Origin of the sequence: Dactylosporangium vinaceum (genome assembly GCF_019904175.1) — a bacterium.
Lineage (GTDB): Bacteria > Actinomycetota > Actinomycetes > Mycobacteriales > Micromonosporaceae > Dactylosporangium > Dactylosporangium vinaceum.
On record NZ_CP061913.1, the window covers coordinates 3,821,515 to 3,844,353 of the forward strand.

19 protein-coding genes and 1 pseudogene are annotated in these 22,839 nt (G+C 71.7%); 13 read left to right on the forward strand and 7 right to left on the reverse strand.

What is annotated here, in order from left to right:
- Nucleotides 1-126: 126 nt before the first annotated feature.
- Complete coding sequence (locus Dvina_RS17155; RefSeq protein ID WP_246656270.1) at nt 127-1,083, reverse strand: alpha/beta fold hydrolase; 957 nt, start codon at nt 1,081-1,083, stop codon at nt 127-129.
- A 439-nt stretch (nt 1,084-1,522) separates the two neighbouring features.
- Here Dvina_RS17155 and Dvina_RS17160 point away from each other — a divergent pair, with 439 nt between their 5' ends.
- A complete protein-coding gene (locus Dvina_RS17160; RefSeq protein WP_246656271.1) occupies nt 1,523-4,006 on the forward strand; it encodes an ABC transporter permease in 2,484 nt (827 codons plus the stop codon).
- 9 nt (nt 4,007-4,015) lie between these two features.
- Nucleotides 4,016-4,158, forward strand: a pseudogene (locus tag Dvina_RS17165) (Dyp-type peroxidase); the annotation flags it as partial.
- A gap of 29 nt (nt 4,159-4,187) precedes the next feature.
- On the opposite strand, the gene Dvina_RS17170 reads toward Dvina_RS17165, so the two are convergent.
- Entirely contained in the window at nt 4,188-5,615 is a 1,428-nt protein-coding gene (locus Dvina_RS17170; RefSeq protein WP_223103474.1) for a serine/threonine-protein kinase, read from the reverse strand.
- Between the two features lie 883 nt (nt 5,616-6,498).
- On the opposite strand from Dvina_RS17170, the gene Dvina_RS55730 reads away from it, so the two are divergent.
- On the forward strand, nt 6,499-6,600 hold the full coding sequence (locus tag Dvina_RS55730) for an integrase core domain-containing protein (RefSeq protein WP_425516566.1): 102 nt from the start codon (nt 6,499-6,501) through the stop codon (nt 6,598-6,600).
- 202 nt (nt 6,601-6,802) lie between these two features.
- Here Dvina_RS55730 and Dvina_RS17180 read toward each other — a convergent pair whose 3' ends face one another.
- On the reverse strand, nt 6,803-7,501 hold the full coding sequence (locus Dvina_RS17180) for a hypothetical protein (RefSeq protein ID WP_223103475.1): 699 nt from the start codon (nt 7,499-7,501) through the stop codon (nt 6,803-6,805).
- Nucleotides 7,498-9,075, reverse strand: a complete 1,578-nt coding sequence (locus tag Dvina_RS17185) for a hypothetical protein (protein WP_223103476.1) — start codon at nt 9,073-9,075, stop codon at nt 7,498-7,500. The genes Dvina_RS17180 and Dvina_RS17185 overlap by 4 nt, the downstream gene beginning before the upstream one ends.
- 751 nt (nt 9,076-9,826) lie before the next feature.
- Here Dvina_RS17185 and Dvina_RS17190 point away from each other — a divergent pair.
- A complete protein-coding gene (locus Dvina_RS17190) occupies nt 9,827-9,997 on the forward strand; it encodes a hypothetical protein (RefSeq protein WP_223103477.1) in 171 nt (56 codons plus the stop codon).
- Here the strand turns inward: Dvina_RS17190 and Dvina_RS17195 are convergent.
- Together Dvina_RS17195 and Dvina_RS17200 are read right to left on the reverse strand one after the other, a co-directional pair.
- A complete protein-coding gene (locus Dvina_RS17195; protein ID WP_223103478.1) occupies nt 9,978-10,202 on the reverse strand; it encodes a hypothetical protein in 225 nt (74 codons plus the stop codon). The two genes, Dvina_RS17190 and Dvina_RS17195, sit on opposite strands and share 20 nt — an antisense overlap.
- A 580-nt stretch (nt 10,203-10,782) precedes the next feature.
- Nucleotides 10,783-11,790 carry a sensor histidine kinase gene (locus Dvina_RS17200; RefSeq protein ID WP_223103479.1) on the reverse strand — a complete coding sequence of 336 codons (1,008 nt, stop codon included), beginning with the start codon at nt 11,788-11,790 and terminating at the stop codon, nt 10,783-10,785.
- Between the two features lie 122 nt (nt 11,791-11,912).
- Here Dvina_RS17200 and Dvina_RS17205 point away from each other — a divergent pair, with 122 nt between their 5' ends.
- The 6 genes from Dvina_RS17205 (at nt 11,913) to Dvina_RS55735 (ending at nt 18,571) form a co-directional block, all read left to right on the forward strand.
- On the forward strand, nt 11,913-12,323 hold the full coding sequence (locus Dvina_RS17205) for a hypothetical protein (RefSeq protein WP_223103480.1): 411 nt from the start codon (nt 11,913-11,915) through the stop codon (nt 12,321-12,323).
- A gap of 3 nt (nt 12,324-12,326) precedes the next feature.
- Complete coding sequence (locus Dvina_RS17210; RefSeq protein ID WP_223103481.1) at nt 12,327-14,474, forward strand: bifunctional polysaccharide deacetylase/glycosyltransferase family 2 protein; 2,148 nt, start codon at nt 12,327-12,329, stop codon at nt 14,472-14,474.
- Nucleotides 14,475-14,575: 101 nt separating this feature from the next.
- Complete coding sequence (locus tag Dvina_RS17215) at nt 14,576-15,187, forward strand: RNA polymerase sigma factor (protein ID WP_246656272.1); 612 nt, start codon at nt 14,576-14,578, stop codon at nt 15,185-15,187.
- Nucleotides 15,180-15,899 carry a hypothetical protein gene (locus Dvina_RS17220; RefSeq protein ID WP_223103482.1) on the forward strand — a complete coding sequence of 240 codons (720 nt, stop codon included), beginning with the start codon at nt 15,180-15,182 and terminating at the stop codon, nt 15,897-15,899. Before Dvina_RS17215 ends, Dvina_RS17220 begins: the two co-directional genes overlap by 8 nt.
- Nucleotides 15,900-16,040: 141 nt before the next feature.
- A complete protein-coding gene (locus Dvina_RS17225; RefSeq protein ID WP_246656545.1) occupies nt 16,041-17,054 on the forward strand; it encodes a M36 family metallopeptidase in 1,014 nt (337 codons plus the stop codon).
- 212 nt (nt 17,055-17,266) lie between these two features.
- Entirely contained in the window at nt 17,267-18,571 is a 1,305-nt protein-coding gene (locus tag Dvina_RS55735) for a transposase (protein WP_223103484.1), read from the forward strand.
- Between the two features lie 105 nt (nt 18,572-18,676).
- Here Dvina_RS55735 and Dvina_RS17235 read toward each other — a convergent pair whose 3' ends face one another.
- Nucleotides 18,677-19,471, reverse strand: a complete 795-nt coding sequence (locus tag Dvina_RS17235) for a MerR family transcriptional regulator (protein ID WP_223103485.1) — start codon at nt 19,469-19,471, stop codon at nt 18,677-18,679.
- 78 nt (nt 19,472-19,549) lie between these two features.
- On the opposite strand from Dvina_RS17235, the gene Dvina_RS17240 reads away from it, so the two are divergent.
- The 3 genes from Dvina_RS17240 to Dvina_RS17250 all read left to right on the forward strand — a co-directional run bounded on the left by Dvina_RS17240 (nt 19,550) and on the right by Dvina_RS17250 (nt 21,836).
- The gene (locus Dvina_RS17240; protein WP_223103486.1) at nt 19,550-19,909 is read left to right on the forward strand and encodes a nuclear transport factor 2 family protein; all 360 of its coding nucleotides are present in this window, start codon (nt 19,550-19,552) and stop codon (nt 19,907-19,909) included.
- A 46-nt stretch (nt 19,910-19,955) separates the two neighbouring features.
- Nucleotides 19,956-20,744, forward strand: a complete 789-nt coding sequence (locus Dvina_RS17245; RefSeq protein WP_223103487.1) for an SDR family oxidoreductase — start codon at nt 19,956-19,958, stop codon at nt 20,742-20,744.
- Nucleotides 20,745-20,822: 78 nt separating this feature from the next.
- Nucleotides 20,823-21,836, forward strand: a complete 1,014-nt coding sequence (locus Dvina_RS17250; RefSeq protein WP_246656273.1) for an alpha/beta hydrolase — start codon at nt 20,823-20,825, stop codon at nt 21,834-21,836.
- The last annotated feature ends 1,003 nt before the right edge of the window (nt 21,837-22,839 follow it).

Consider the following 22,839-nt stretch of genomic DNA (forward strand, 5'->3'; position numbering starts at 1 on the left):
CATCGACCATCTTTGTTAGGAACTCTTAGCGCGATCGACGACGCGCTCGGCCCGGTAGCCGAGCGCGTCCCGGCGAAGGCGGTCAACCCGCCTCGCCGGCCCTGACATCCACGGGCCCGATAGCCATTACCTGATCGTGGCGGCCATCTGCTCGATTTCCTTGAGTACCAGGGCAGGGTTGTCCGTCGGGATCTCGTGCGAACTTCCCTCGGCGGTGACGAGTGTGCGGTCGGGCCCGGCCTTGACGAACGCGGCTGCCGCATCGCGCCACAGCTGCACGTCGGGCGGGGATCCGTCGAAGGGCGTCTTCTCCGACACGATGTAGATGACCGGGATGCTGTCGGGCCAGGAAACCTTGTGGAACGCATCGTGCGTGGGGCCGAAGTTGTCAGCCGTGGCGATGAGCTGGCGGTTCGCTTTGGTCGAGGGCGCCTTCTTGAGTTCTTCGATCTTCGGTGCGTTCAGCGCGACGAGACGTTTGTTCTCCGTTTCGGTGAAGAACTGCGGCAGGTTCGCGTCGATGAGGACCGCCCCGGAGACCACGCCGGGGTTCGCGAGGACGAAGTAGTGGGCGACCTCTCCGGCCTGTGAGTGCCCGGCAAGGACCACGTTCCGGGTGACGCCGAGTTCACGCAGACCGGCCTGCAGATCAGCGGCGGCGGCTTGGCCGTCCCAGGGGCTCTGCACCTCGTCACTGTCACCGAGCCCCGCCCGGTCGTACGTGATGATCTGCGACCCGGTCGCCTTCGACAGCTGCGGGACGATGTCGTTCCACTGCGTGTGGTCCTCGCCGCCACCGGAGTCCAACACGATGGCCGGCGAGTGCCCCGGCGTGACGTAGAACGCGAGCCGGTGCCCGTTGTTGCTGATCATGTGCAGGCCCGCCGCCGGAGCCGAGCTTGCCGGCCCGGCTGCGTTCGCCGACGCCGAAGCTGCCGAGCCGGCGGGCGCCGCTGTCGGCGCCGACGAATCGCCACACGCAGCGACCGTTACTACCACGGCGAGAGGCACGGCGAGGGTAAGGGCGGCCCGGCGAAACCGGGAAATGCTCTGCGCGGTCAGGGGATCATCCTGGGTGGTCATGGAGATCATCCTCTGCGGTTTACCGATTCCGCTCGATCCCGCTGACCACCCAGACCGCTCGGGGGTTGCCCCTACCCGGGCTCCAACGCGATCTTCCGGTGCCTCGGCTACCAGCCCAACGGGTTCGACTGGGCGACCCGGCGCGGCGAACCCGCTCTCCACCGGTGGCGGCTCTGCCGCGCCGGCTGGCTGGCACGACGCTGCGCCGGCATCCCGGTCCACAACCTCGAGGCCTGCCGCATTCGCCGGCCCTTGTGCTGACCCGGTCCCGCGACGCGTGGGAGCCCGGCGGTGCGCGCCGGCAGCGACGGGCGGCCCCGAGCCGGTCCGGCCGGTCCCGACCCTGAGGCGCACCTCCGGGAATTCCCCCGGGCCTCGCTCGACTGATCTACGACCCAGGGCGGACGCGGGCACGGGTGCGGCCGGTGACGATGGGCGGGTGCTGCATGTGGCCCTCAAGGGAACGTTCTCCCGCTGGCGTCGGCTGGTCCTGTCCGGACTGGCGGTCGTGCTCGGCGTCATGTTCGTGTCCGGCGCGCTGGTGCTCACCGCGACGCTCGGCGGCTCGTACACCGATGTCGCCCGCCGCGCCCACGCCGGCACCGATGTGGCGGTGAGCTCCACCGACACGATTTCCGCCGCCGGCGTGCCCGCGGCGCTTGTCGAACGGCTGGCGGGAGTCGACGGCGTGGCCCGGGCGACCGGTGTCGTGTCCGCCGACGGCGCCCGGCTCGTCGACGCCCGCGGCAAGGTCGTGCCGTCGCCCGATCGGCCCCGCCTCGGGGTGAGCTGGCCGGGCCAGCTGCCGGGCCGGGACGGTTCCGTGCAACTGCGCGCCGGGCGGGGCCCGCAGCGCGACGACGAGGTCGCGATCAGCACAGCGCTCGCCGCGGCGGCCGGTGTCCGGGTCGGCGACCGGGTCGCGGTGCTCACACTGCGGCCGAAGCAGACGTTCACGCTCGTCGGCACCTTCGCCTACGCCGACCCCGAGCAGCAGGTCGTCGCGTTCACCGAGCCCGTGGCGCAGGCGCTGATGCTGGGCACGCCCGGTGCGTTCTCATCCGTCGCCGTCACGGCCCGCCCGGGCGTCAGCCCCGCGCAGCTGCGCGAGCGGATCGCCGCCGCGCTCGGCCCCGGCTACCGGGTCCGCACCGGTGAGCAGCTCGCCCGAGCCGAGGGCGCCACGCGCGGCCGGTCGCTGGGCCTGACCGGCGACCTACTCCTCGGCTTCGCCGGTGTGGCGCTGCTCGTCGGCGCGTTCCTGATTTTCAACACGTTCTCGATGCTGGTCGCGCAGCGTACCCGCGAACTGGCGCTGCTGCGGGCCATCGGGGCCAGCCGCCGCCAGCTCGTCGGGTCGGTGCTGACGGAGGCGGCCGTGGTCGGGCTCGGCGGCTCGGCCGCCGGCCTGGCCGCCGGGGTGGGCGTGGGCGCGCTCGTCGCCCGCGAGCGGGTGGTCGTGCCGGCGAGCGCGGTGCTCGCCGCGTTCGCCGTCGGGCTGCTCGTCACGGTGGCCGCCGCGCTGCTGCCCGCGGTACGCGCCGCGCGGGTGCCGCCGATGGCGGCGCTGCGCGACACCGCCGCACCCGAGCGGCAGCTGACCCGACTCAGCATCGCCGGCGCCGTCGTGCTCGCCGCCGGCGCCGGGCTGCTCGGCTTCGGCCTCGCCGCCGCCGCACAGGGCGCCGCCCCGCTGATCCTGAGCGGTGTGCCGGTCGCGTTCATCGGTGTCACGCTGCTGACGCCGGCGCTCGCGCGCCCCGCCACCGGGCTGCTCGGCCGGGCATTCGCGTGGTCGGTGTCCGGCCGCCTGGCCCGGCTCAACGCCGGCCGAAACCCGCGGCGCACCGCGGCGACGGCCGCCGCGCTCATGGTCGGCGTGGCACTGCTCGCCGGCATCTCCACCGTGTTCGTCTCGGCCACGACGAGCGTGGGCCGCCTCGTCAACGACCAGTTCAAGGCCGACCTGGTCGTCAGCGGCGACGCCAACGGCGTGAGCCGCACCGGCTTCGACCCGGCCGTGCTCACCCGGGCCGCGGCGCTGCCCGGCGTGCTGGCCGTCACCGGCCTGGGCGAGGGCGGCGCGGTCATCGACGGGCAGCCGGCCTACGTGCAGACCGTTACCGACGTGCCGGCCCTGCGCGACATGCTGAGCCTGACCGCGGCCGAGGGCACGATCGGCGCGCTGGCCGACGACCAGATCCTGGTCGACCAGCGGGCCGTCACCGCAGCGGGACCGCACGTCGGCGACCGGGTCACGGTGCGGCTGCCCCGCGGAGAGCCGCACCAGTTCACCCTGGCGGGCATCTACACCGACACCGACCTGCTCACCGGCTGGCTCCTGCCGGCCTCGGCGGCCGGCGGCCTCAAGCAGCCGCTGCCGAGCCGTGCCTTCGTCCGGCTGGCGCCCGGCACCGACGTCGCCACGGCCCGCGGCCGGCTCGACGGGCTGCTCGCCGACAGCCCCGAGGTGGGGGTGAACGACCGCGCCGAGTACACGGCCCAGGAGAACGCCAAGGCCGACCGCCTCCTGCGGATCGTGCAGGTGCTACTCGGACTGGCCGTGGTCATCGCCGTGCTGGGCATTGCCAACACCGTCACCCTGTCAGTGCTGGAGCGCACCCGCGAGCTGGGCCTGCTGCGCGCCGTGGGCCTGCGCCGCTTTCAGACGATGATGATGACCGCCGCCGAGGCCACCGTGATCTCCGTCTTCGGCGCGCTGCTGGGCGTCGCGGTCGGCGTGGCCCTGGGCGCCGCGACCGTGCGCGCACTGCAGGCCCAGGGTGTGACCGAGCTGTCGGTGCCGATCGACCAGCTGCTGGCTTACCTGGGCCTGGCCGCCCTGGCCGGGACCCTGGCCGCGATACCCCCGGCGGCTCGCGCCGCCCGCCTGAACATCCTGACCACCATCGCCCACGAATAGCTTTAACGCGACATCGGCGGCCAGTTGTTGCCCATCCGACGCGGGCTCGCCGAGGCCGACCTTCTCAACGACTGGATACCCCGATCGGCTCCGCCGTCTTGGCCATTCCACCCGGCTGCTCCGAGAGCAGCTGGATCGGCCAGACCGTCCTGCAGTGGGCCGCGCGCCGCGACCGGCACCACTACTTGGTCTGGTTCGTGATGTTCACCTCAGGTGTACCGGCACGGCATGTGACGATCATGCGGAACCGTTGGTCGCCGTTGGTGAAGACCGCGCCCGCCTTGCGGGCCGGTCCGGCGTCGACTTGGCCCAGCCGAAATGACTCCCTGGGCGCCCACGACATCAGCTCGGCGAGCCCGTCGGCCGTGCAGGTGGCTCGGACCGAGCCGCCCTCGGACGTGAACGTCATGTTCGCGGCTGGTTCGGCGGTCGTTGAGTTCGGTGGCGGTGGCGCTGCCACGACCGCGTCGGCCACGGCGCCGCCAGTCGTGGCCGGCGCGGCGCCGGTGCTGGCCGGCGATGTCACGACGGCGACCCGTCCGGCGGTCGTCCTAGAGGTCGGTGCGGGCGGAGCCGACATCGATGTGGCCCGGGCCTCGGCCGCAAACGGTGAAGGGACGATGTTGTCCGCGTCGGCCTGCTGCGGCCGGCCCGGCGCGGCGGCGGTCACCCAGACCACCACGGCTCCGGCCGCGACGACGGCCAGCCCGGCGGCGACGAGCCCGATGCGGCGCGCGGCCGACCGGGCCGGAGCGGTGGGTACGGCCACCCGGACGCCGGCCGCGGCGGCCAGGCCGGTCGCGAGCTCGTGCGCGGTCGGCCGCTCGCCGGGGGATTTGGCCAGGCAACGCGAGGCGAGGCGGGCCACGCCGGCCGGCACGCCATCGCGGGCTGGCAGCGGGTCCGGCGCGACGTGCAGGTGCGCCCGGATCAGGTCGGCGGGAGAGTTCGCCGCCCACGGCAGCCCGCCGGTGAACAGCTTGAACAGCAGCACACCGAGGGCGTACACGTCGGAGGCGGGTGTGACCGCATTGTCGGTGATCCGCTCCGGTGCCAGGTACGCGGGTGTGCCGAGGACCGCCCCGTCCGGGGTGAGTTCGCTTGCCGGCTCGGCGGCCGCCGCGATGCCGAAGTCGACGACCTTGGCGCCGGTCGGGGCGAGGATGACGTTGGCCGGCTTGACGTCACGGTGCACCAGGCCCCGCGCGTGGGCGGCCGCGAGCCCCGCGGCCACTTCGGCGCAGATGCGCAGCGCCTCGGCCGCGGAGATCGGGCCGGCGGCGACCCGATCGCCGAGCGTGGGACCGGGCACGAGCTCCATGATGATGTACGGCGTCGGCTGCCGGTCCCTCCCGGTCTCGCCGAAGTCGTACACGTGAGCGACGTTGGGGTGGGCGAGCCCAGCGGCGGCGCGCGCCTCGACCCGGATCCGCTGCCGCGCGAGGGGGTCAGTGGCATACCGGCCGGAGAGCACCTTGACGGCGACGTCGCGGCCGAGCACCTCGTCGCGGGCCCGCCAGACCACCGACATGCCACCGACGCCGAGCACCTCGTCCAGGTGGTACCGGCCGCCCAACACCCGCACGTCCGCGCTGTCCTCCGCTCGCATCGATGCCAGCTTCCCATCACCAGCCCGGTGCCGCACAAGCCCCCGATCGAGTACGTGTAAGGCGCCATTCGGGCCGTTTCGACTCCCGGCGCCTTTCATCTCGGGCTGGAGCCGCCGATGTCACTCAGCCCGATGAGAGGCAGGGTCATCACGGCGAGCACGGGGTAGCCGAGCGCGACGGCGGCGAAGCCGATGGCGGCTGGCGGCGACGCCGAGGCGGCTGGCCACCGCGGCGCCGCCGACCGTGAGCAGCAGCGCTCCGCCGAGCGTGGCGGCGTACTTCGCTACCCTCGGCACCTTCCGATCGCTCACGCAATCAAGCACGGCGGGTGAGGTTCCACGCACTCCGGTACTGTCCGACCTCCGCCCCCGAGCAGGCCAGACTTCGCTGCGCTGTACGGGATTGACGACCGAGCAGTTGAGCCACAATTCACCCCGAGGACCGCGTCTGCGTTGTACACGGCGCTATGGGTACTGGCGGATGGGGCGCACCTCGATGCCGACGACCATGAGGACGAGCCGATCCTGCGACGTACTCGGGGGAGTCGAGGGTGCTTGACAGGCTTCCTCGCATCCCTTGGCGATCGGACGGGTCATGGCGACGGCGCGCGGGCCAAGCACGTAGGTACAGGCCCACTCTCTACCGCGCCGTCATCGCCCGCATGCAACACCACCAACCCACCCGCGCCTACGTCGCCCGCCGCACCACCGAAGGCAAGACCAAACCCGAAATCAGCCGCTGCTTCAAACGACTCCTCGCCCGCGAATCTGGGCCCTCCTACGACCCCTCCGCAACACCGCGCCGGTACTTGACAAATATAGGAGCGTCAACGCCGTCGCTGAGTCATGCTTCGCCAGCCTCAAGGCCGAGATCGGCACCCGGATCTTCACCACCCGCGCCGAGGCCCGCCGCACGGTATTCGCCTACCTCAACTACTACAACCGCAACCGTCTCCACTCGACACTCAACCGGCAAACCCCATAGGAAGTCCGTGTCTGCTACCGTCCGACCATCGCCCTCGCGGCATAAACCCCGCTGTCCGATCCTGGGGTGGAACTTCACTGTTCAGCGATGCCGGCACGCTCGGCAGTCGGCACGGCCTCGTGGTCGACCCTGCGCACCAGCGACATCCGGCACGAGACCGTAATCTCCCTGCGCTGATTCGCTGGCTCTGTCTGGCCTGGTGTTACAGCAGTTCCGGGTCGGACAGGTCCTCGGTGATCGTCAGGCCGGCCGCAGCCACGACCGGGCCCGCCGTGTCGGCGAGCTCGAAGCGTACGAACATTGGAGGTTTTATGATGCCGCTCTGCTCGGCTGGGAGCACCGTCACTGTGAAGGTCTCCGGTCCGGACGCAAGCGTCCGTTCCGGGCGGTCGATGCGCAGCGACGTGAGATACCCGGGGTCTTCATAGTAGGGGTCCTCGCGCGGGTTGACCGGGGGAAACTCCACATCCTGGGTGAAGGTCCGCGCGTCCAGTCGGACTCGCCGCCCGAACGGCCCGGCCGCGGTGACGGCGACCGGTGTCGGTCCCCATCCAATCGCCAGCACGAGTTCGCCGGGCTCGGCTGCGAGCTGCCACGGCGTGTCCGGCCGGACTACGATCACCACCGGTTCGCTGACAGCCCCGTCCACGGCCGCTGTGAGCTCGATTGTCACCGGTGTCGTCAGGTCGGGGCGGATCAGCACCTCGAACGTGATCGTGGCTCCGGGCGGACAGTCGCGGACCGGCTCGGCGAGGGTGAACCAGCTCCGCTGCGCGGCGGGCGCTCCGAGGGTGACCGCGGCCCGGTGGGTGACCGCGTCAGTGTGGGATACGCGGAACGTCACCGTGGCCGGCCCGTCGGCGGCGACGAGGAATACGGACGGCCGGATGCGCCAGCTCACGGCCACGGCGACCATTCCGGCGGGGGAGGGTTGGCCCGGATCACCTTGATCGTGCCCTCGGTGAACTCCCCGGGAAACGTCTCGGCGATCCAGGCCCGCAGTCCGGTCGTCGCCGGTGTCGCGCCGCCCTCGCCGAGCGCCTCGGTGACCACGTACCGGATGCCGCCGAGCTCGAGCTCGCTGTTGAGCACCAGCAACCGGTTGAGCTGGTCCACGAACTTGACCCCGGCCTGCACTTGCCACCAGCTTTGCGGCCGCATGATGTCGAGCAGGACCGAGTCCATCTTGTGCTCGACGATGAGCAGGTCCTCGAGCTTGGACACAACGCTGAGACCGTTGCGCTCGACCAGCCCGTCAACGTAGGTCAGCGTCCCATCGACCGTGAACACCTGCTCCATGAGCTGCCCGGTGTTCCAGACCTGGGTAAGGACGTTCGCCTGGATGCTGGGCTGAATGACCTTGATCCCGACCCAGTTGACCCGCCAGGTGAGCACGATCTCGCGCCCGGCGATGGCGGCGCTGCGGGCGATGGGCAGCACCACGAGCACAGCGGCGGCCGCCTCGGCGAGCTTCGCGGTCGCCTTGAGTCGATCCTCTGCGGCCTCGGCCACGTCCCCGGCTGCGAGTGCCTCGTTGCTGGCGACGCTGAGGTTCACCGCGTCCACGAAGTTCGCTGGCGCGGCGAGCAGCGGATTGACGAAATACCGCTCGACGAGCCCGCCGATTTCAGCCACTGGCAGCAGCCCGAGCAGCACGTAGCGCAGCAGCGCCGGCGTATTCTCATCGGCCGCGTCCCGCCAGCCGGCCGACACGGTGTCGGTGAAGAATGTACTGACGTATCGCGGAGCGTCCTCGACCCCATGCGGCGGCACCTGCGGCAGCTCGTCCCGCGTCGGGAGCCGCCCCACCGGCCAGCCGGGCGCGACTTCTCCCGACGGCAGCAGGTTCGGCGGCAAAGCCTGGGAGTCGGGGAACACCCACAACTGCAGCCGGGAGTTGAAAGTGGGAATACCCGTGAGCTCCGGGTGGCCGTTGCGCTGGAAGTACCCGAGGGCGTCGAGCGCTGACGCCGTGCCGTCCTTGACTCGCGGCGCGAGCGCCTGGTCGGCCGCGGTGACCGGCGGATTCGTCCCGATCGCCGATCCCTGCTTCGGCGCTGGCTGCGGCCGCGGCGGCGCCTCCGGTGTCGATGTCGTCTCAGGTGTCGAGGTGGCCTCGGCCGCCGGTGCTGCTTCCGTCGTGGGTCCGGTCTCCGCCGCCGGTGTGGTCTCCCCGACGGGTCCGGCGTCCTGGCCGGTGCTCACGCCGCCGCCGCGGGCGGTAGCGAGTCCGTCGAGCGTGGTGTGCTCCGGCAGCAGGGACGGGCCGCCGTTCCAGAGCCCGGTGCCGGTGCGGGTGCCGCCGTGCCGGTAGATGACCATCTCCTGCTGGTCAGGGCCGGTGGCGGTCCCGGTCGCGGCGTCCCAGGTGTAGCCGTCGGGAATGTAGGCGTCGAGCCCGGACTCGTAGTGGTAGCCGGGAGGCGCCCAGAGATTGAGGATGTCAGCTGCCGCAACCTGCGGGTCGTCGCTCAAGTGGGCCTCCCACGTCGGCCTGACTTTCCCATGCCCCGGGTGCCGGGCGCATCGCCCGATCATCCGACCCAGTCCACAAGACGTTGCCGGATCGGGCGTGACGCGGGAGGCCGCCGGCCCTGTTGGCCCGGGTCGGCGAACGTCGGCGAATCCAGGCCTGGCACGGCGCCCTCGGTGCCACCGCGGCCGGCGCAGTTCTGCTGCGGCCGCCGTGGCGGGTACCGCCGCCGTGGTGCGCGCCCAGACTACCCGTGAGCGGATCGTGCCGTTTCTGCCACCGCTGCCTCGCCCAGTGGTCCTCTCGGCCCGGCTGCTCGGCATCACCGCCGCCGCCCTGCTCACCGCGACGGCCGTACATCGAGCGAGCATCTCGGCGTCGTCGCTCGCGACGAGGGCTGGGCACTGTGGCACACCTGGGACGACCAGGGCCGGCCGTGCACCGTGGTCACCACCCGCCCTGGACACCACCCGGGCCCTGTTGGACAACTGGTCCCATGGCTGGGACCTGCATCCTGTAAGGCCGCGACGGGCTCAGGTCGCTTCGATGTACGCCCGCTGGCTCGGCCGATCACGTTCTCACCCGGCCATGCCACCAAGGCCGGCCTCGGCGGACGCTGCACCGGCCTGACCTAGCAGAGAACGCATCGGAGGCGGTTCCGGCCGTGAGCGTCCACCATCGCGGTGTCTGTGCCTCCCCGCGGCCACCGGCGTCCCCGGCGTCCCCGGCGTCGGCCGGGCAGGACGGGGCGCAGTGAGGGGCCGCTCCCGCCGCCCGGTGCGGCTGACCGGCGTGCAGGCCGGTCAGCTGTTCGACGACGGCCACGCCGCGCAGGCCGCGGCGCTGCTGGTGAAGACACACCTGCGGCACGAACACCCGCACACCGCCGTCGCATACGAGGATCTCATCGACGCGGTCGGCTGATATGTGCGGGCGGCCGATGCTGACCCGGCCGCGGTCCCGGATCCCCTCGTGTGGCCCGCACGGCGAGGACTGACTGGTTGAGGGTGACAATCTCGACCCGCTGCTCCCGCATCCAGGCGGCCAGCGGCACCCCGCCGGTGCGGGTGTCGTCCAGGGCGAGGACGAGGGTGCCGCCGGCGATGGGGGTCATGAGCATCTCGCCCATGGCGGCGTCCCAGGACCAATCCGCGACTGCAACAGGCGGGACTCCGCTTCGACGGTGAATCGGTCGGCGAGGGCGGCGGCGATCGCGGTGACGGCTGGCTGCTCGAGCATGACCCCGCGCGGGGTGCCGGTCCACCCGGACGTGAAGATCACCGCTCAGGTGGCTACCGGATCTGCCGCATGCCGTTCATGGCTCACCGCCGCAAGGGATCACGGGGCACTGCCGCCCGTGCCGGGCAGCCAGCCGGTTGTGGATACCGACGAGGTGGACCAAAGTCGTGCCAAACAACAACCGGTCGGTCCTCGGTCGCCTCGAACCCGGCTCGGCATCGACAGGACATCGTCGCTCAACCGGCCCACGGTCGGCTCCTGTCCGCGGGCGGAATTGAAGCGGAATGCGAAGGCGGAGCGGGTGACGGGCCGCGCCTATGCCCCGCGTCGTCGTGTCACGAGCACCGTTGCGCAGCAGGCACACTGCCGGGGTTCCCGCGCGTCCGACACATCGACCCTGAGGCACTGCAGCACACCGCCGGCCCTCCGCCGCGCTCCGCGCGAGAACGGGCAGGCACGACCGGGCGACATCACGGGTCGTACGGCAGTTCCGCGCTGAAGCAGGTGCCGCTGCGGGGCGGGCTGTCCACGTGGAGCAGGCCGCCGCGCCGGGCGGCCTGCGCGGCGAGCGCTACGATGCCACCGCCGATGACGGGCTGCGCCCCTCCGGCACCGTCATCGACGACCGCGAGTTGCACGGTCGGGCCGTGACGGCGCACGGTGACCGTCGCGTGCCGCGCCCCGGCGTGGCCGACCGCATTGGCCAACGCCTCGCAGACCATGGCATAGACCAGCGACGCGGTGGCCGACGGCAGCGCGCCGGCATCGACGTTCATCTGCACCGGAAACGGTATGACCGCTGCGAGCCGCCCTACGGCGACGCCGAGCGGGACCTGTCCTGCGATCGACGGTGGCGCGATAAGGGCCAGGTCGCACAAGTCCCTGAGGACGTGACGCAACTGCGTCTGAGCTTGTCCTGTGACGGCTCGCACGGCCGGGTCGTCGGCCGTCCGGCTGGCGTCGATGATCGCGGCCAGTTCGAGCGTCCGCCGGTGCACCCGGTCGTGGTATTCGAACGCGAACACCCCGCGATGGACGAAGAGATCTGCGGCGTCGCGGATGCGGCCGGATTCGACGTCGCGGAGTCGCGCGAGCAGTTCGGTATGCCATCGGGCGTGTTCGAGGTCGGCCGCTGCGATCCTGATCGCGGCATCGACGAAATCGGCTGCCGGTGGCGGCGCGGCGCCGGTGAGGACCGTGGCCAGGCGCCGGCCGCGGCCGTCGCGGACATCGTGCCGCAGGGAAGGCTCGAAAGCCCTGACGGGCGACGCTCCCGTACAGTCGAGGTACTGTCGGCGGCTGGCCAGCCAGACGTACACGTCCAGGTCCGGATCGCCCAGGACCTGACGCAGCGCGCCACGCACGGCGGACAGCGTCGCCGGCGGCCGCAGGGCCGCCAGATATCCGGCCTCGGCCAATCGTGCAATCCGGCGCCGCGCCGCAGCACCAGGGCCGAGCCGAAGGTTGATCTTGCGCATGCACGCCTCCTCGCAACAACGGGCGGCTCAGCGGCGCGCCGCGTTACTGCCGGCAAGTAACGCTTCCGGTGCCGGCATCGCCCATTGGTGCGATTGGACCAATCACCAAAGGGGACGCGTCTGTGCATGAAGTGCTTGACCACCGGCCGGGCGTCCCGGCCGATCCGGTGTTCGTCGACCGCAGTGGCCGGCGTCGACGGCTGTTCACCGTATTCGGGACCGGGGTCGGCGTGGCGCTGACGGCCGGCGCCGCGCTGCTGGTCGCGGGGCTGACCGGCTCGTCGCCGCTGCCGCTGCCGCTCCTTCCGCAGGGTGTCCACGGCGGCACGCAGCGCGACGAGGGTAGCGCCGGTGTCCAGCCGATCCGGGCGACGCCCCGGGCCACCGCGCCGTCCGCAGCGGCCCGGCCGAACCACCCACCGGCCACCACCACCGCCCCCGGCCCGACCGCGGCGACCACCCCCGCGACGGCCGCTCCGGGCAATCCGCACACCACGCACCCGGGCAACCCCAAGCCCAACAGGTCGAAGTAGGCCATGTCCCGACACGCCGCACCCCGGCCGCCGAAAGCACACTGGCTGCTGCTCGTATTCGGCGGCCTCGTCCTGCTGGCCGAGTTGTTCCTCAACGGCGCCGTGACCAACGCGCACGGCGAAGCGATGAGCAGACCAGGCCCGACCGGCGGCACCGATGCAGCCGGGGCCCAGGTCCGGAGCATGGCCGGAGCCGGCCCGGTGCTACGGGTCGCCGCCGACGGTACCGTCCAGCGGGCGGCGATGCCGGCCGGTACGGTGGCGTTGACCTTCGACGACGGGCCGGATCCGCGGTGGACGCCGCAGATCCTCGACGCACTGAGGGCCCAGCACGCCCACGCGACATTTTTCGTGATCGGATCGAAGGTGAACCAGTATCCGGATCTCGTGCGGCGCATCGTCGCCGAAGGCCACGAGGTCGGCGTGCACACCTTCACCCACACCGAACTGGCGGTGGCACCGGCGTGGCGCCGCCGGCTCGAGCTCAGCCTGACCCAGAACGCGATCGCCGCGGCGACCGGCCGGACGACCCGGCTGATGCGGCCCCCGTACTCCTCGACGCCCGATGCGCTGACCACCGCCGACTTCGCCGCGTTGCGCACGGTCGCGGCCGAGGGGTACCTGGCGGTGCTCACCGACCGCGACACCGGCGACTGGCGCCGGCCCGGTGTCGAGGCAATCGTCGCGGCGGCCGGACCGCGGACCGACGGCGGGGCTATGGTCATGTTCCACGACGGCGGCGGCGACCGCTCGCAGACGGTGGCAGCGGTACAGCGGCTGCTGGCCGGGCCGGCCGGCGTCCGCTTCATCACCGTTTCGGCCGGTCTCGGCCTGGCGCCGCCGCCCACCGCGTCCTTCAGCGTCACCGCCCGTGGCCTCGCGCTGCGCTGGAGCCAGACCGCCGCCGCGTGGATCGACGGGTGGATGTGGTGGCTGCTGGTGCTGGGCAGCGGGCTGGCCGTGCTGCGCCTCCTGGTGCAGCTGCCGGCCGCCGGCCTCCACGCGCGGCGGCAACGGCGCACGGCGCCCCGGTTGGGATACCTGGGGCCGGTGACGGTGATCGTGCCGGCGTTCAACGAAGCCGCGAACATTGCCGCCACGGTCCGGTCCCTGCTGGCCAACGACTATCCCGCGCTGGATGTCATCGTCGTGGACGACGGGTCGACCGACGCCACCTCCGCCGTCGTGCGCGGGCTGGGGCTGCCCGGTGTGCGGCTGATCCGGCAGGCGAACGCCGGCAAGCCAGCGGCGCTGAACACCGGCATTGCCGCGGCCCGGGGCGATCTGCTCGTCCTCGTCGACGGCGACACGGTCTTCGCGCCCGACGCGGTCGGGCAGCTGGTCCAACCGTTCGAGGACCCGAAGATCGGCGCGAGCAGCGGCAACACGAAGGTCGCCAACCGCCGCGGGCTGCTCGGCCGGTGGCAGCACCTGGAGTACGTGGTCGGGTTCAACCTGGACCGCCGCATGTTCGACCTCGGCCGGTGCATGCCGACCATCCCGGGCGCGATCGGGGCGTTCCGGCGGTCGGCCCTCGCCGACGCCGGGGGTGTGCCGGCTGACACCCTGGCCGAGGACACCGACCTCACGATGGCGGTCCTGCGCGCGGGGTGGCGCGTCGTGTATGCCGACCGGGCGATCGCATGGACCGAGGCGCCGGCCTCCATGCGCCAGCTGTGGCGGCAGCGGTACCGCTGGTGTTACGGCACCATGCAGGCGATGTGGAAGCACCGGCGGGCCCTGCTCGAGCGCGGCGGTGCCGGGCGGCTCGGCCGGCGGGGGCTGGTGTATCTGCTGTTGTTCCAGGTGCTGCTCCCGCTGTGCGCGCCCCTCGTCGACGTGTACGCGATCTACGGCCTGTGCGTCCTGCCGCCGGCCCAGGTCGCCGGCGTGTGGTGCGGTTTCACCGCGCTGCAGGTGCTGACCACGGCGTTCGCGCTCCGGCTCGACCGGGAGCCCTGGGCTCCGCTGTGGAGCGTCCCGCTGCAGCAGATCGTGTACCGGCAGCTGCTCTACCTGGTGACCGTGCAGTCGGCCGTGGCCGCGCTGCTCGGCGGCCGGCAACGGTGGCAGGCGATGGCCCGGGCCGGCCTGGCGGATCCGATGCGGCACACGACCGCCGGGCAGCCGGCGCCGGCGGTGCGCCGATGACCGTACTGTTTTCACCCGGCAGCACCCAAGCGGCGTACCGGCGCAATCCGGCGCACGACACTGCCGTGGCCACAGCGCCCCAGCGACGTACGACAGGAACCGTGCCCTTGCCAGACGAAGACCTCACGCCGGCGATCCGGGCCGCGGCCGGTGGCGACGCGGCCGGCTTCACGATCGTGTGGCGAGCGCTGCAACCGGCGGTCCTGCGCTATCTGCACGTCGTGTGCGGCGACGCCGCCGACGACGTCGCCTCCGAGACCTGGCTGCAGGTGAGCCGGGACCTGCCCATGTTCCGCGGCGACGCCACGGCGTTCCGGGTATGGCTGTTCCGCATCGCCCGGCACCGCGGCATCGACGAGAACCGCCGGGCCTGGCGGCGCCGGGAAGAGCCGCGCGACACGGTCGAGCCGCCGGACGGCGGCGACACCGTCCACGACGTGGTGCTCGACGTCATCGAACGGTTCGGCACCGAATGGGCGCTGGGCCTGATCAACACCCTGCCCCCGGACCAGGCCGAGGCGGTCATGCTGCGCGTCGTCGCCGGGCTCGACGTCGCCGGCACCGCCAAGGTCCTGGGCAAACGACCGGGCGCGGTACGGGTCGCCGCCATGCGTGGGCTGCGCCGCCTTGCCGCGCATCCGCAGGTGCGATCGGCCCGGTCCGCGCAGGCCGAGCCGCCGACCGGCGCTCTCGGGGGTGACTGCGATGCGTGACCGTCTGAGCCGACCGCCCGACGACGGCCACGACGAGATCGGCCGGGACGCGGCCGAGCGGCTACTCCGCGGCGGCTCGGGCGACGTCCCGGACGAGGCCGCCGTCGCGGCCCTGCTGCGAGCCGCGGCCGGCCCGGCCCTCCCGCAGGAACTCGTCGCCGAACACGCGGCGGTCGCCGCGTTCACCGAAGCGTTCCGGACCCGTTCCGCAGCCGGCGGAGGGCGTCCCCGCTCCGGCAAGCGGCTCGCCGCGGCGACGGCGGCCGCGCTCGCCGGGCTGCTGATCGGCGGCACCGCCTACGCGGCGGGCACCGGTCGGCTCCCCGACGCGCTGCAGGCCACCATCGACCATCTGCTGCCGGGCGCCAACGCCCCGTCCCCCGCCGGGTCGGCGGCGACCCGGGAATCAAGGTCCGCAGCGGACCCCGCGACCGCCTTCCCCGCGCCGCCGTCCGGCCCGGCCGACCCGGCGCAGCTGGCCGCCTTTTGCCGTTCCTGGCTGGCATTCCAGACCGACCCGAACGCGGGACCGGTCACCGCCGACGTGCGGCGCGCGCTTGCCCAGGCAGCGGGCAGCGAGCGGGCGATCGACGCCTACTGCCACCGGCTGCTCGACCCGCCGGCCGCGACGACCGCGACGACGGTCAAACCCGGCAATCCCGCGCCGGGCGGAGGCAAGCCGAGCCATCCGCCGAAGCCGACGCACAAGTGATCACGGTCAACCGTGCGGCGCTGGTCGATGAGGAGGCCGGCGGTGCGGCGCCTGGTCCGTTACGCGCGCCGCCGGTAACGCGCCCTGGGGCTGTGCCGCCACTTCGTCTGTACCCCGACGTAAGGAGATGAACGTATCGTGATGCGACGAAGCCTCGCGCTGACCGCGGTCGCGCTCGTGGCCGCCCTGATCCCGGCAACCCGGGCGGGGGCGGCCGTCACCTCCGCCCAGGCAACCGTCTTCGCTCCCAGCCCGGTCCAGACGCTCGGGCGGCAGGACCTCACCGACGCCAAGGACGCGGACCTGCCGGTGTTCGCCGCAGCGTACCGCCGCGTGACCCTGACCGATCTGGACGGCTCCGGCGCGCTGGCCGGCCGGTACGTGGCGGTCAAGAGCGCCACCGGCAAAGCCGCGACCCTGGTCGACGGCGCCTTCCCGGCCTGGCACCGCGACTCGGACCAGTTCGAGCAGGTGATGGGCTACTACTGGGTCACCACTGCCCAGCTCTACCTGCAGCACCTGGGTTTCGGTTCGAATCTTCGCCCGGTTAACCAGCGCCAGATCGAGCTGCGCATCGACCAGTACGGCGGCGACAACTCGTTCTTCCGCGACGACAAGGCGAACATCACCCTGGGCAAGGGCGGCGTCGACGACGGCGAGGACGCCGAGGTGATCGTCCACGAGTACGGCCATTCGGTGCAGGACGGCCAAGTCCCCGGCTTCGGCACCACCCTGGAGTCCGGCGCGATCGGCGAGGCGTTCGGCGACTACCTCGCCGTCGCCGTCACCAGCTGGGCGACCGGCGCGCCGACGCTGACCCCGGAGGCGTGCGTCGCCGACTGGGACTCCACGTCGTACACCAGCACCACGCCGCACTGCCTGCGCCGCCTCGACGGCAACAAGCACTACCCGGCAGACGTCATCGGCGAGGTGCACGCCGACGGCGAGATCTGGTCGCGGGCCCTCTGGGACATCCGCGGCGCGCTCGGCGACACCCATGCCACGACGCTCATCGTCGAGGCGCAGTTCGCCTTCGCCGCGGAAACGACGTTCGCGGCGGCGGCCCGGGCCACGGTCGATGCCGCCCAGCGGCTCTACGGTGCCACGGCCGCCGCGGCCGCGCGCTCGGCCTTCACCGCCCGCGGGCTGCTGTAGGCCGGCACCGTTGCGGGCCGGGCGGCCGGACGCCAGGGCCGGCCGGTGCTACGGCTCGCGGGACGACAACGGCTGCACCAGCGTCACATCCGCTATCGCCCGCATTGTTCCAGAATGGATTGCCCTGGTTCGGAGTGAATGCGGCAGGAAGCCGCAGATGTTCTCGGCGACGACGGTGCGGGAGCCGGCGAGGCGAACGACGGCCAGGTGTCGTGGACGCCGCCGTTGGCTCAGCCCTCGCCGAGCCGGTTGAGCCAGCGTGTGATGCTCGCTCGGCGGGCTCGGCTGTCGATCGGCTCGGCGCCGATTCGCAGCGCCTGCTTCCGGTCCGGCTGGTCGATGAGCAGCTGCTGGACTGGGCCGCATCGTTCGGTGCCAAACGGTTCGTCTTCGCCATCGAGGGCACCGGCTCCTACGGCGCCGGGCTGACCTCCGCCGTCCGCCGCCGCGATATCGGCGTGATCGAGGTTCTACGCACTGACCGGCGCGACCGCCGGCCGCGCGGCAAGAGCGACACCATCGACGCGGAGAACGCGGCCCGCGCGGTGCTCAACGGCGACGCGACCGCGGTCCCCAAGACCAACGGCGGCGTGGTCGAGATGCTCCGCCAGATCAAGGTGGCCAAAGACGTGGCGGTCAAGGCCCGCACCGCCACCATGATCACGCTCAAGGCCCTCATCGTCACCGCGAGGCCGGAACTGCGCGAGCAACTGCAGCCGCTGTCGAAGATGGCCCTGATCCAGCGGTGCGCCAGCCTGCGCCCCGGGGACATCGACACCGTCACCGCAGCCACCAAACACGCCCTGCGCTCCCTCGCCCGGCGCTGGCAGTACCTCAACGACGAGATCAGAACCCACGGGGCGCTGCTGGCCCAGCTCACCGCACAGCACGTCCCGCAACTCGTCGCCGCGTTCGGCGTCGGCGCGGACACCGCCGCCGAGATGCTCATCGTCGCCGGCGACAACATCGACCGCGTCCGCTCCGAACCAGCCTGGGCCCGGCTCTGCGGCGTCGCACCGGTCCCAGCCTCCTCCGGGCTCACCAACCGCCACCGGCTCAACCGCGGCGGGCACCGCCAAGCCAACGCCGCGCTCGCCCGAGCCGTCATCGTCCGCATGCAACACCACCAGCCCACCGCGCCTACGTCGCCCGCCGCACCACCGAAGGCAAGACCAAAGCCGAGATCATCCGCTGCCTCAAACGACTCCTCGCCCGTGAAATCTGGGCCCTGCTACGACCCCTCCGCAACACCGCACCCGCAATTTGACACATATAGGAGCGTCAACGCGCTGATGGAAACCTTCTGGTCCACGTTGAAGATCGAACTGGTCTACCGCATGAGCCGGCGGACCCGTGACGAGGCCGAGAACGCGATCTTCGAATACATCGACGGCTGGTACAACACCCGCCGCATCCAACGCGAACTCGGCTACCAAAGTCCAGACGAATACGAGACCGCCTGGCACGCCCAGAACGAGCCAGATAACCTCACCCCTGTCCCGACCGGAGGCAGGTAACCACCACTCCATCAAAGCGGGGGAAGCTCACAGTGTGCCTGGCGCACCACCAGTACAGGCAGCAGAACGTTGGCCGAGAACCAGCGGTCCACTATCCACCGATCTTCATGTCACGCGGAACACCGGCCACCCGATCTCTGTGCGCCAGGCGGCCGGATCGCCCGTGTCCCGGGGCCCGACGCGGTAGACCTCCCGTACCGGTCCGGCCACCGACATCGCGTTCGCCACGACCCAGGTACCGAGCTCACCGTAGGTGACGTCAGCGTCGTCGTGCTCGCCGACGTGGGTGGTCACCGCCAATTCTGCAGCGGGCAGGGTCACGGGGTGCACCCGCCCGGTACGAGGCGGCGCGGCCGTTGGCAGGTAGACCAGCACCTGACCGCGGCCCTGCTCGAACAGGGAGTTCTCGTAGTGGCCACCCGGCGGCCCGGTCGCTGCGTCGCCGACGGCCGCCTCGAGCTCAGCCATCGCGCCCGCGAACCAGGCTCCGACGTCGTCGTGGCCGACCTCGGCCGTCACCGCCGCGACCGTGCGGGCGGGCTCGGCGCGCAGCTTGACCTCGAGTGGGGTGGGGTCGGGCCGCAGCAGGCGGCGCAGGGCCGTGACCGCGGACCGGGTGCGGTCGAGCTGGGCCTCCAGGCGTTGGAGGTGATCCGCGACCAGGGCCGCGCGACCACTGGGGTCGGCGGTCCGCAGGATCGCCTGCACGTCGCTCAGGGGGACGTCGAGCTCGCGGAGGCGGCTGATGACCTGCGCGGTCGGGATCTGCTCGACGGCGTAGTAGCGGTAGCCGGTGCTTTTGTCGACCACGGCCGGTTCCAGCAGCTCTCCTTTGTGGTAGCGGCGCAGGGTCCGCACGCTCAGGTGGGTCAGGCGTGAAAACTCCACGATGGTCAGCACGCAACCAGTATGGAGGCTCCCCCTGGGGGAGGGTCCAGCGCTTGACCCTCCCGCATCGCGATGCTCCACGGTGACGACATGACTGACAACGACCTCCGGTCCGACGCCCTTCCGACCACCGTCCGCGGCTTCCTCGCGGCCAGCACCGTGCACGACGCCGACAGGGCCTCCTCGTTCCTCGTCGAGGACATCGTGGTCGTCGACCAGGCCGAGACCTTCCGCGGCCGCGGCGAGGTTTACGCCTTCCTGCGCGACGCCGGCGCCGAGTTCGAGTACACCACCGAGCAGATTGGCGCCCGCCGCGTCGACGACGACCACTGGGTGGTGACCCTGCGCCTCGAGGGGACCTTCCCGGGCGGCGTCGCCGAGTTGGACTACCGCTTCACGCTCCGCGGCGACCTGGTGAGCGAGCTCGTCATCGCCAACCACGAGGCCTAAGCCAGGCCGCACACCACCGAACCGTCAGAGGGAAGAGAGACAGAGAATGTCCAGCAACGAACGTGACCGCCTCGACGGGCGGCGGGCGCTCGTCACGGGCGGGTCGAAGGGGTCGGGCAAGGCCGTAGTCGCACGCCTGCGGGAGATGGGCGCCGACGTGTGGACCACGGCTCGGACGATGCCCGACGAGTACGACCGCCCCGACCGGTTCATCGCGGCGGACACGTCGACCGTCGAGGGCGCCGCGCTTGTGGCGGGTCGCCTCGCCGAGGCCGGCGGCGCGCTCGACGTCCTCGTGCACGTCGTCGGGGGCGCCTCGACGCCGGCCGGTGGGTTCGCGGTCATCACCGAGGAGCAGTGGCTGACCGAACTGAACCTGAACCTCCTGGGTGCGGTGCGCCTCGACCGGGCGCTCCTGCCGGCGATGGTGGAGTCGGGGTCGGGCGTGGTGCTGCACTTCACCTCGATCCAGCGGGAGCTGCCGCAGTACGACGCGTCCCTGGCGTACGCGGCGGCCAAGGCGGCGCTACGCACGTACAGCAAGGGCCTCGCCAACGAACTCGCACCGCGCGGGGTGCGGGTCAACGCGATCAGCCCCGGCGGAATCGAGACCGAGGCCTACGAGCGGTTCGTGGACCGGATCGCCGAGGGCAACGGGCTCACCCGCGAGGCCGCGAAGCAGACGATCTACGACTCCCTCGGTGGGGTTCCCCTGGGACGGTTCGCGCAGCCCGAGGAGATCGCCGACCTGGTCGGGTTCCTCGTGTCCGACCGCGCCTCGGCCATCGTGGGCGCCGAGTACGTCATCGACGGCGGCACGGTTCCGACCGTGTGAGCCGACGACGGGGCGGCGTCGAGGACATCGTCGCCGCCTCTCCGAACTCCCGCAGACACACCAACGACGAGGAACCCGATGACCATGCACGTCACCGAACCGTCCCCCGGCCAGCCGGTCGGACCGCCGCCACCCTTCGATCCCGAACTCGCCCCCGTCGTGGACCTGCTGACAAGCATCCGCCCTCCGGACGCCTACCGTCCGGACACCATCGTCGAGATGCGCCAGCCCGTGCCCGGCGTGCCGACCCCAACCGACGACATCCTGTCGCGCGACGGCGCCTACCGCGTGCACGAAAGGACCGTGCCCGGTCGGGATGGCAACCCGGAGATCTCGCTGCTTGTCTGCCTCCCGCGGCACGTTCCGACGCCGGCTCCGGCGGTCTACTTCATCCACGGCGGCGGGATGATCGTCGGCGACAACCGGTTCGGCCTCCCCGAGGTGCTGAATCTAGCCGAACCGCTGGGCATGGCGGTGGTCTCGGTCGAGTACCGGCTCGCGCCCGAAACTCCCCACCCGGGTCCCGTCGAGGACAGCTACGCCGGCCTGCTCTGGCTGTCGGAGCACGCCGACGAGCTTGGCATCGACCCCGAGCGCGTCGTCGTCGCCGGCATGAGCGCCGGCGGCGGACTGGCCGTAGGTGCCGCCCTCATGGCCCGTGACCTCGGGGGCCCGACGATCGCGGGACAGCTGCTCCTGAGCCCCATGCTCGACGACCGCAACGACTCGCCCTCGGCGCGCCAGATGCGCGGCCTCGGCATCTGGGACAGCCGCTCCAACGAGACCGGCTGGAACGCGCTCCTCGGCGAGGGCGTGCGCGGGGGGCCGGATGTGTCCCCGTACGCCGCGCCGGCCCGCGCCGCGGACCTGTCCGGGCTGCCGCCCACCTTCATCGACGTCGGCTCGGCCGAGACGTTCAGGGACGAGAACGTCGCTTTCGCGGCCCGCCTGTGGCAGGCCGGCGGCCGCGGGGAGTTGCACGTCTGGCCCGGCGGATTCCACGGGTTCGACGTCGTGGCACCGTCCGCCGCGATCTCCAGGGATGCGATCGCTGCCCGCGCGGCCTGGCTACGCCGCCAGTTAGGCAAGTGAAAGGGCAGCGAGCACACCGAGGGTCTGCGCAACCATCGACATGATCAGTAAGTCGGTGCGACTCGCTGGCGGGAACGATCAAGACCACCACGATCAGATGCGAGCACCGACTCATCGACGAACGGCCGCACCGTGCACCCCTCCTGCGACCCGTCCGGCCTCAAGCACAGCGCCGACCCGCCCCGGCAACGGTCCCAGGGCACGGCAGTCATCCCCGCCGAGCTGGTTCAGCCGCAGCTTGAGTCGTTCGGCGCTGATGGGGCGGCCGGGTTGTCCTCCGGGAAACAGCCAGCGTGACGGTGCGGCCGCGCCGATGGTGGCGTGGCCTTTGTGGTGGCGACGACCTTACGGGCCAGGTCGTCGACGGGGTGGGGTAGGCGAATGGGTGTGCGGCCGAAACTGATACTGACGTCGTTGCCTGTGTCGGCGATCTGCTCGTTGGTCAGCAGAGCGATGGTTGACGGTCGTTGGGCGTAGAGGAGCAGCAGCAGGAGGCCAGCCAGACGGTCATCGGCATTGATGGTGGTGTCGTGCAGTAGCTGCCGGGCGATCGTCCATCGGTGGTCGCCGTCGAGGGCGCTGACCGGACCTTGCCAGCGTCGGGCCTTGAGGTAGGCGCTGGTGAGCTTGCTGGCTGCAGGACGTGGCGTAGCGCCGAGTACGTGAGCCGACCTTGTCTGGCGTTCAAGGTTCGCCAGACCGCCGTCCCGTCCGGCGGTGGTCCCGCGTCATGCAGATACCGCGCCAACCAGACCAGGCCCTGCGGTGACACCGGAACCAGCTCTCTGGACCGTGAGCCCTTCGACACCACCCAGATTCGCAGACCTGGCCAGTCAATGTCTGCAGAGGCAGCCCGAGCAGTTCCTCCGCGCGGGTACCGCTGGACACGAACAGCTCCAGCAACGCGCGGTCGCGGTCGTTGCCCACCACCGCGAACAGTTCATCCCACATCCCGTCCGGGATCGAACGCGGCGCAGCCTGCGCAGCACGCTGCCGAAGCGGC

Bases quoted from the DNA above. Each gene is read 5' to 3' on its own strand.
- Dvina_RS17200 (WP_223103479.1), bottom strand. From the start codon at position 11,790: ATGCGCAAGATCAACCTTCGGCTCGGCCCTGGTGCTGCGGCGCGGCGC.
- Dvina_RS17220 (WP_223103482.1), top strand. From the start codon at position 15,180: ATGCGTGACCGTCTGAGCCGACCGCCCGACGACGGCCACGACGAGATC.
- Dvina_RS17245 (WP_223103487.1), top strand. From the start codon at position 19,956: ATGTCCAGCAACGAACGTGACCGCCTCGACGGGCGGCGGGCGCTCGTC.
- Dvina_RS17170 (WP_223103474.1), bottom strand. From the start codon at position 5,615: ATGCGAGCGGAGGACAGCGCGGACGTGCGGGTGTTGGGCGGCCGGTAC.
- Dvina_RS17210 (WP_223103481.1), top strand. From the start codon at position 12,327: ATGTCCCGACACGCCGCACCCCGGCCGCCGAAAGCACACTGGCTGCTG.
- Dvina_RS17195 (WP_223103478.1), bottom strand. From the start codon at position 10,202: ATGGGCGAGATGCTCATGACCCCCATCGCCGGCGGCACCCTCGTCCTC.
- Dvina_RS17240 (WP_223103486.1), top strand. From the start codon at position 19,550: ATGACTGACAACGACCTCCGGTCCGACGCCCTTCCGACCACCGTCCGC.
- Dvina_RS17225 (WP_246656545.1), top strand. From the start codon at position 16,041: ATGCGACGAAGCCTCGCGCTGACCGCGGTCGCGCTCGTGGCCGCCCTG.
- Dvina_RS17250 (WP_246656273.1), top strand. From the start codon at position 20,823: ATGACCATGCACGTCACCGAACCGTCCCCCGGCCAGCCGGTCGGACCG.
- Dvina_RS17155 (WP_246656270.1), bottom strand. From the start codon at position 1,083: ATGACCACCCAGGATGATCCCCTGACCGCGCAGAGCATTTCCCGGTTT.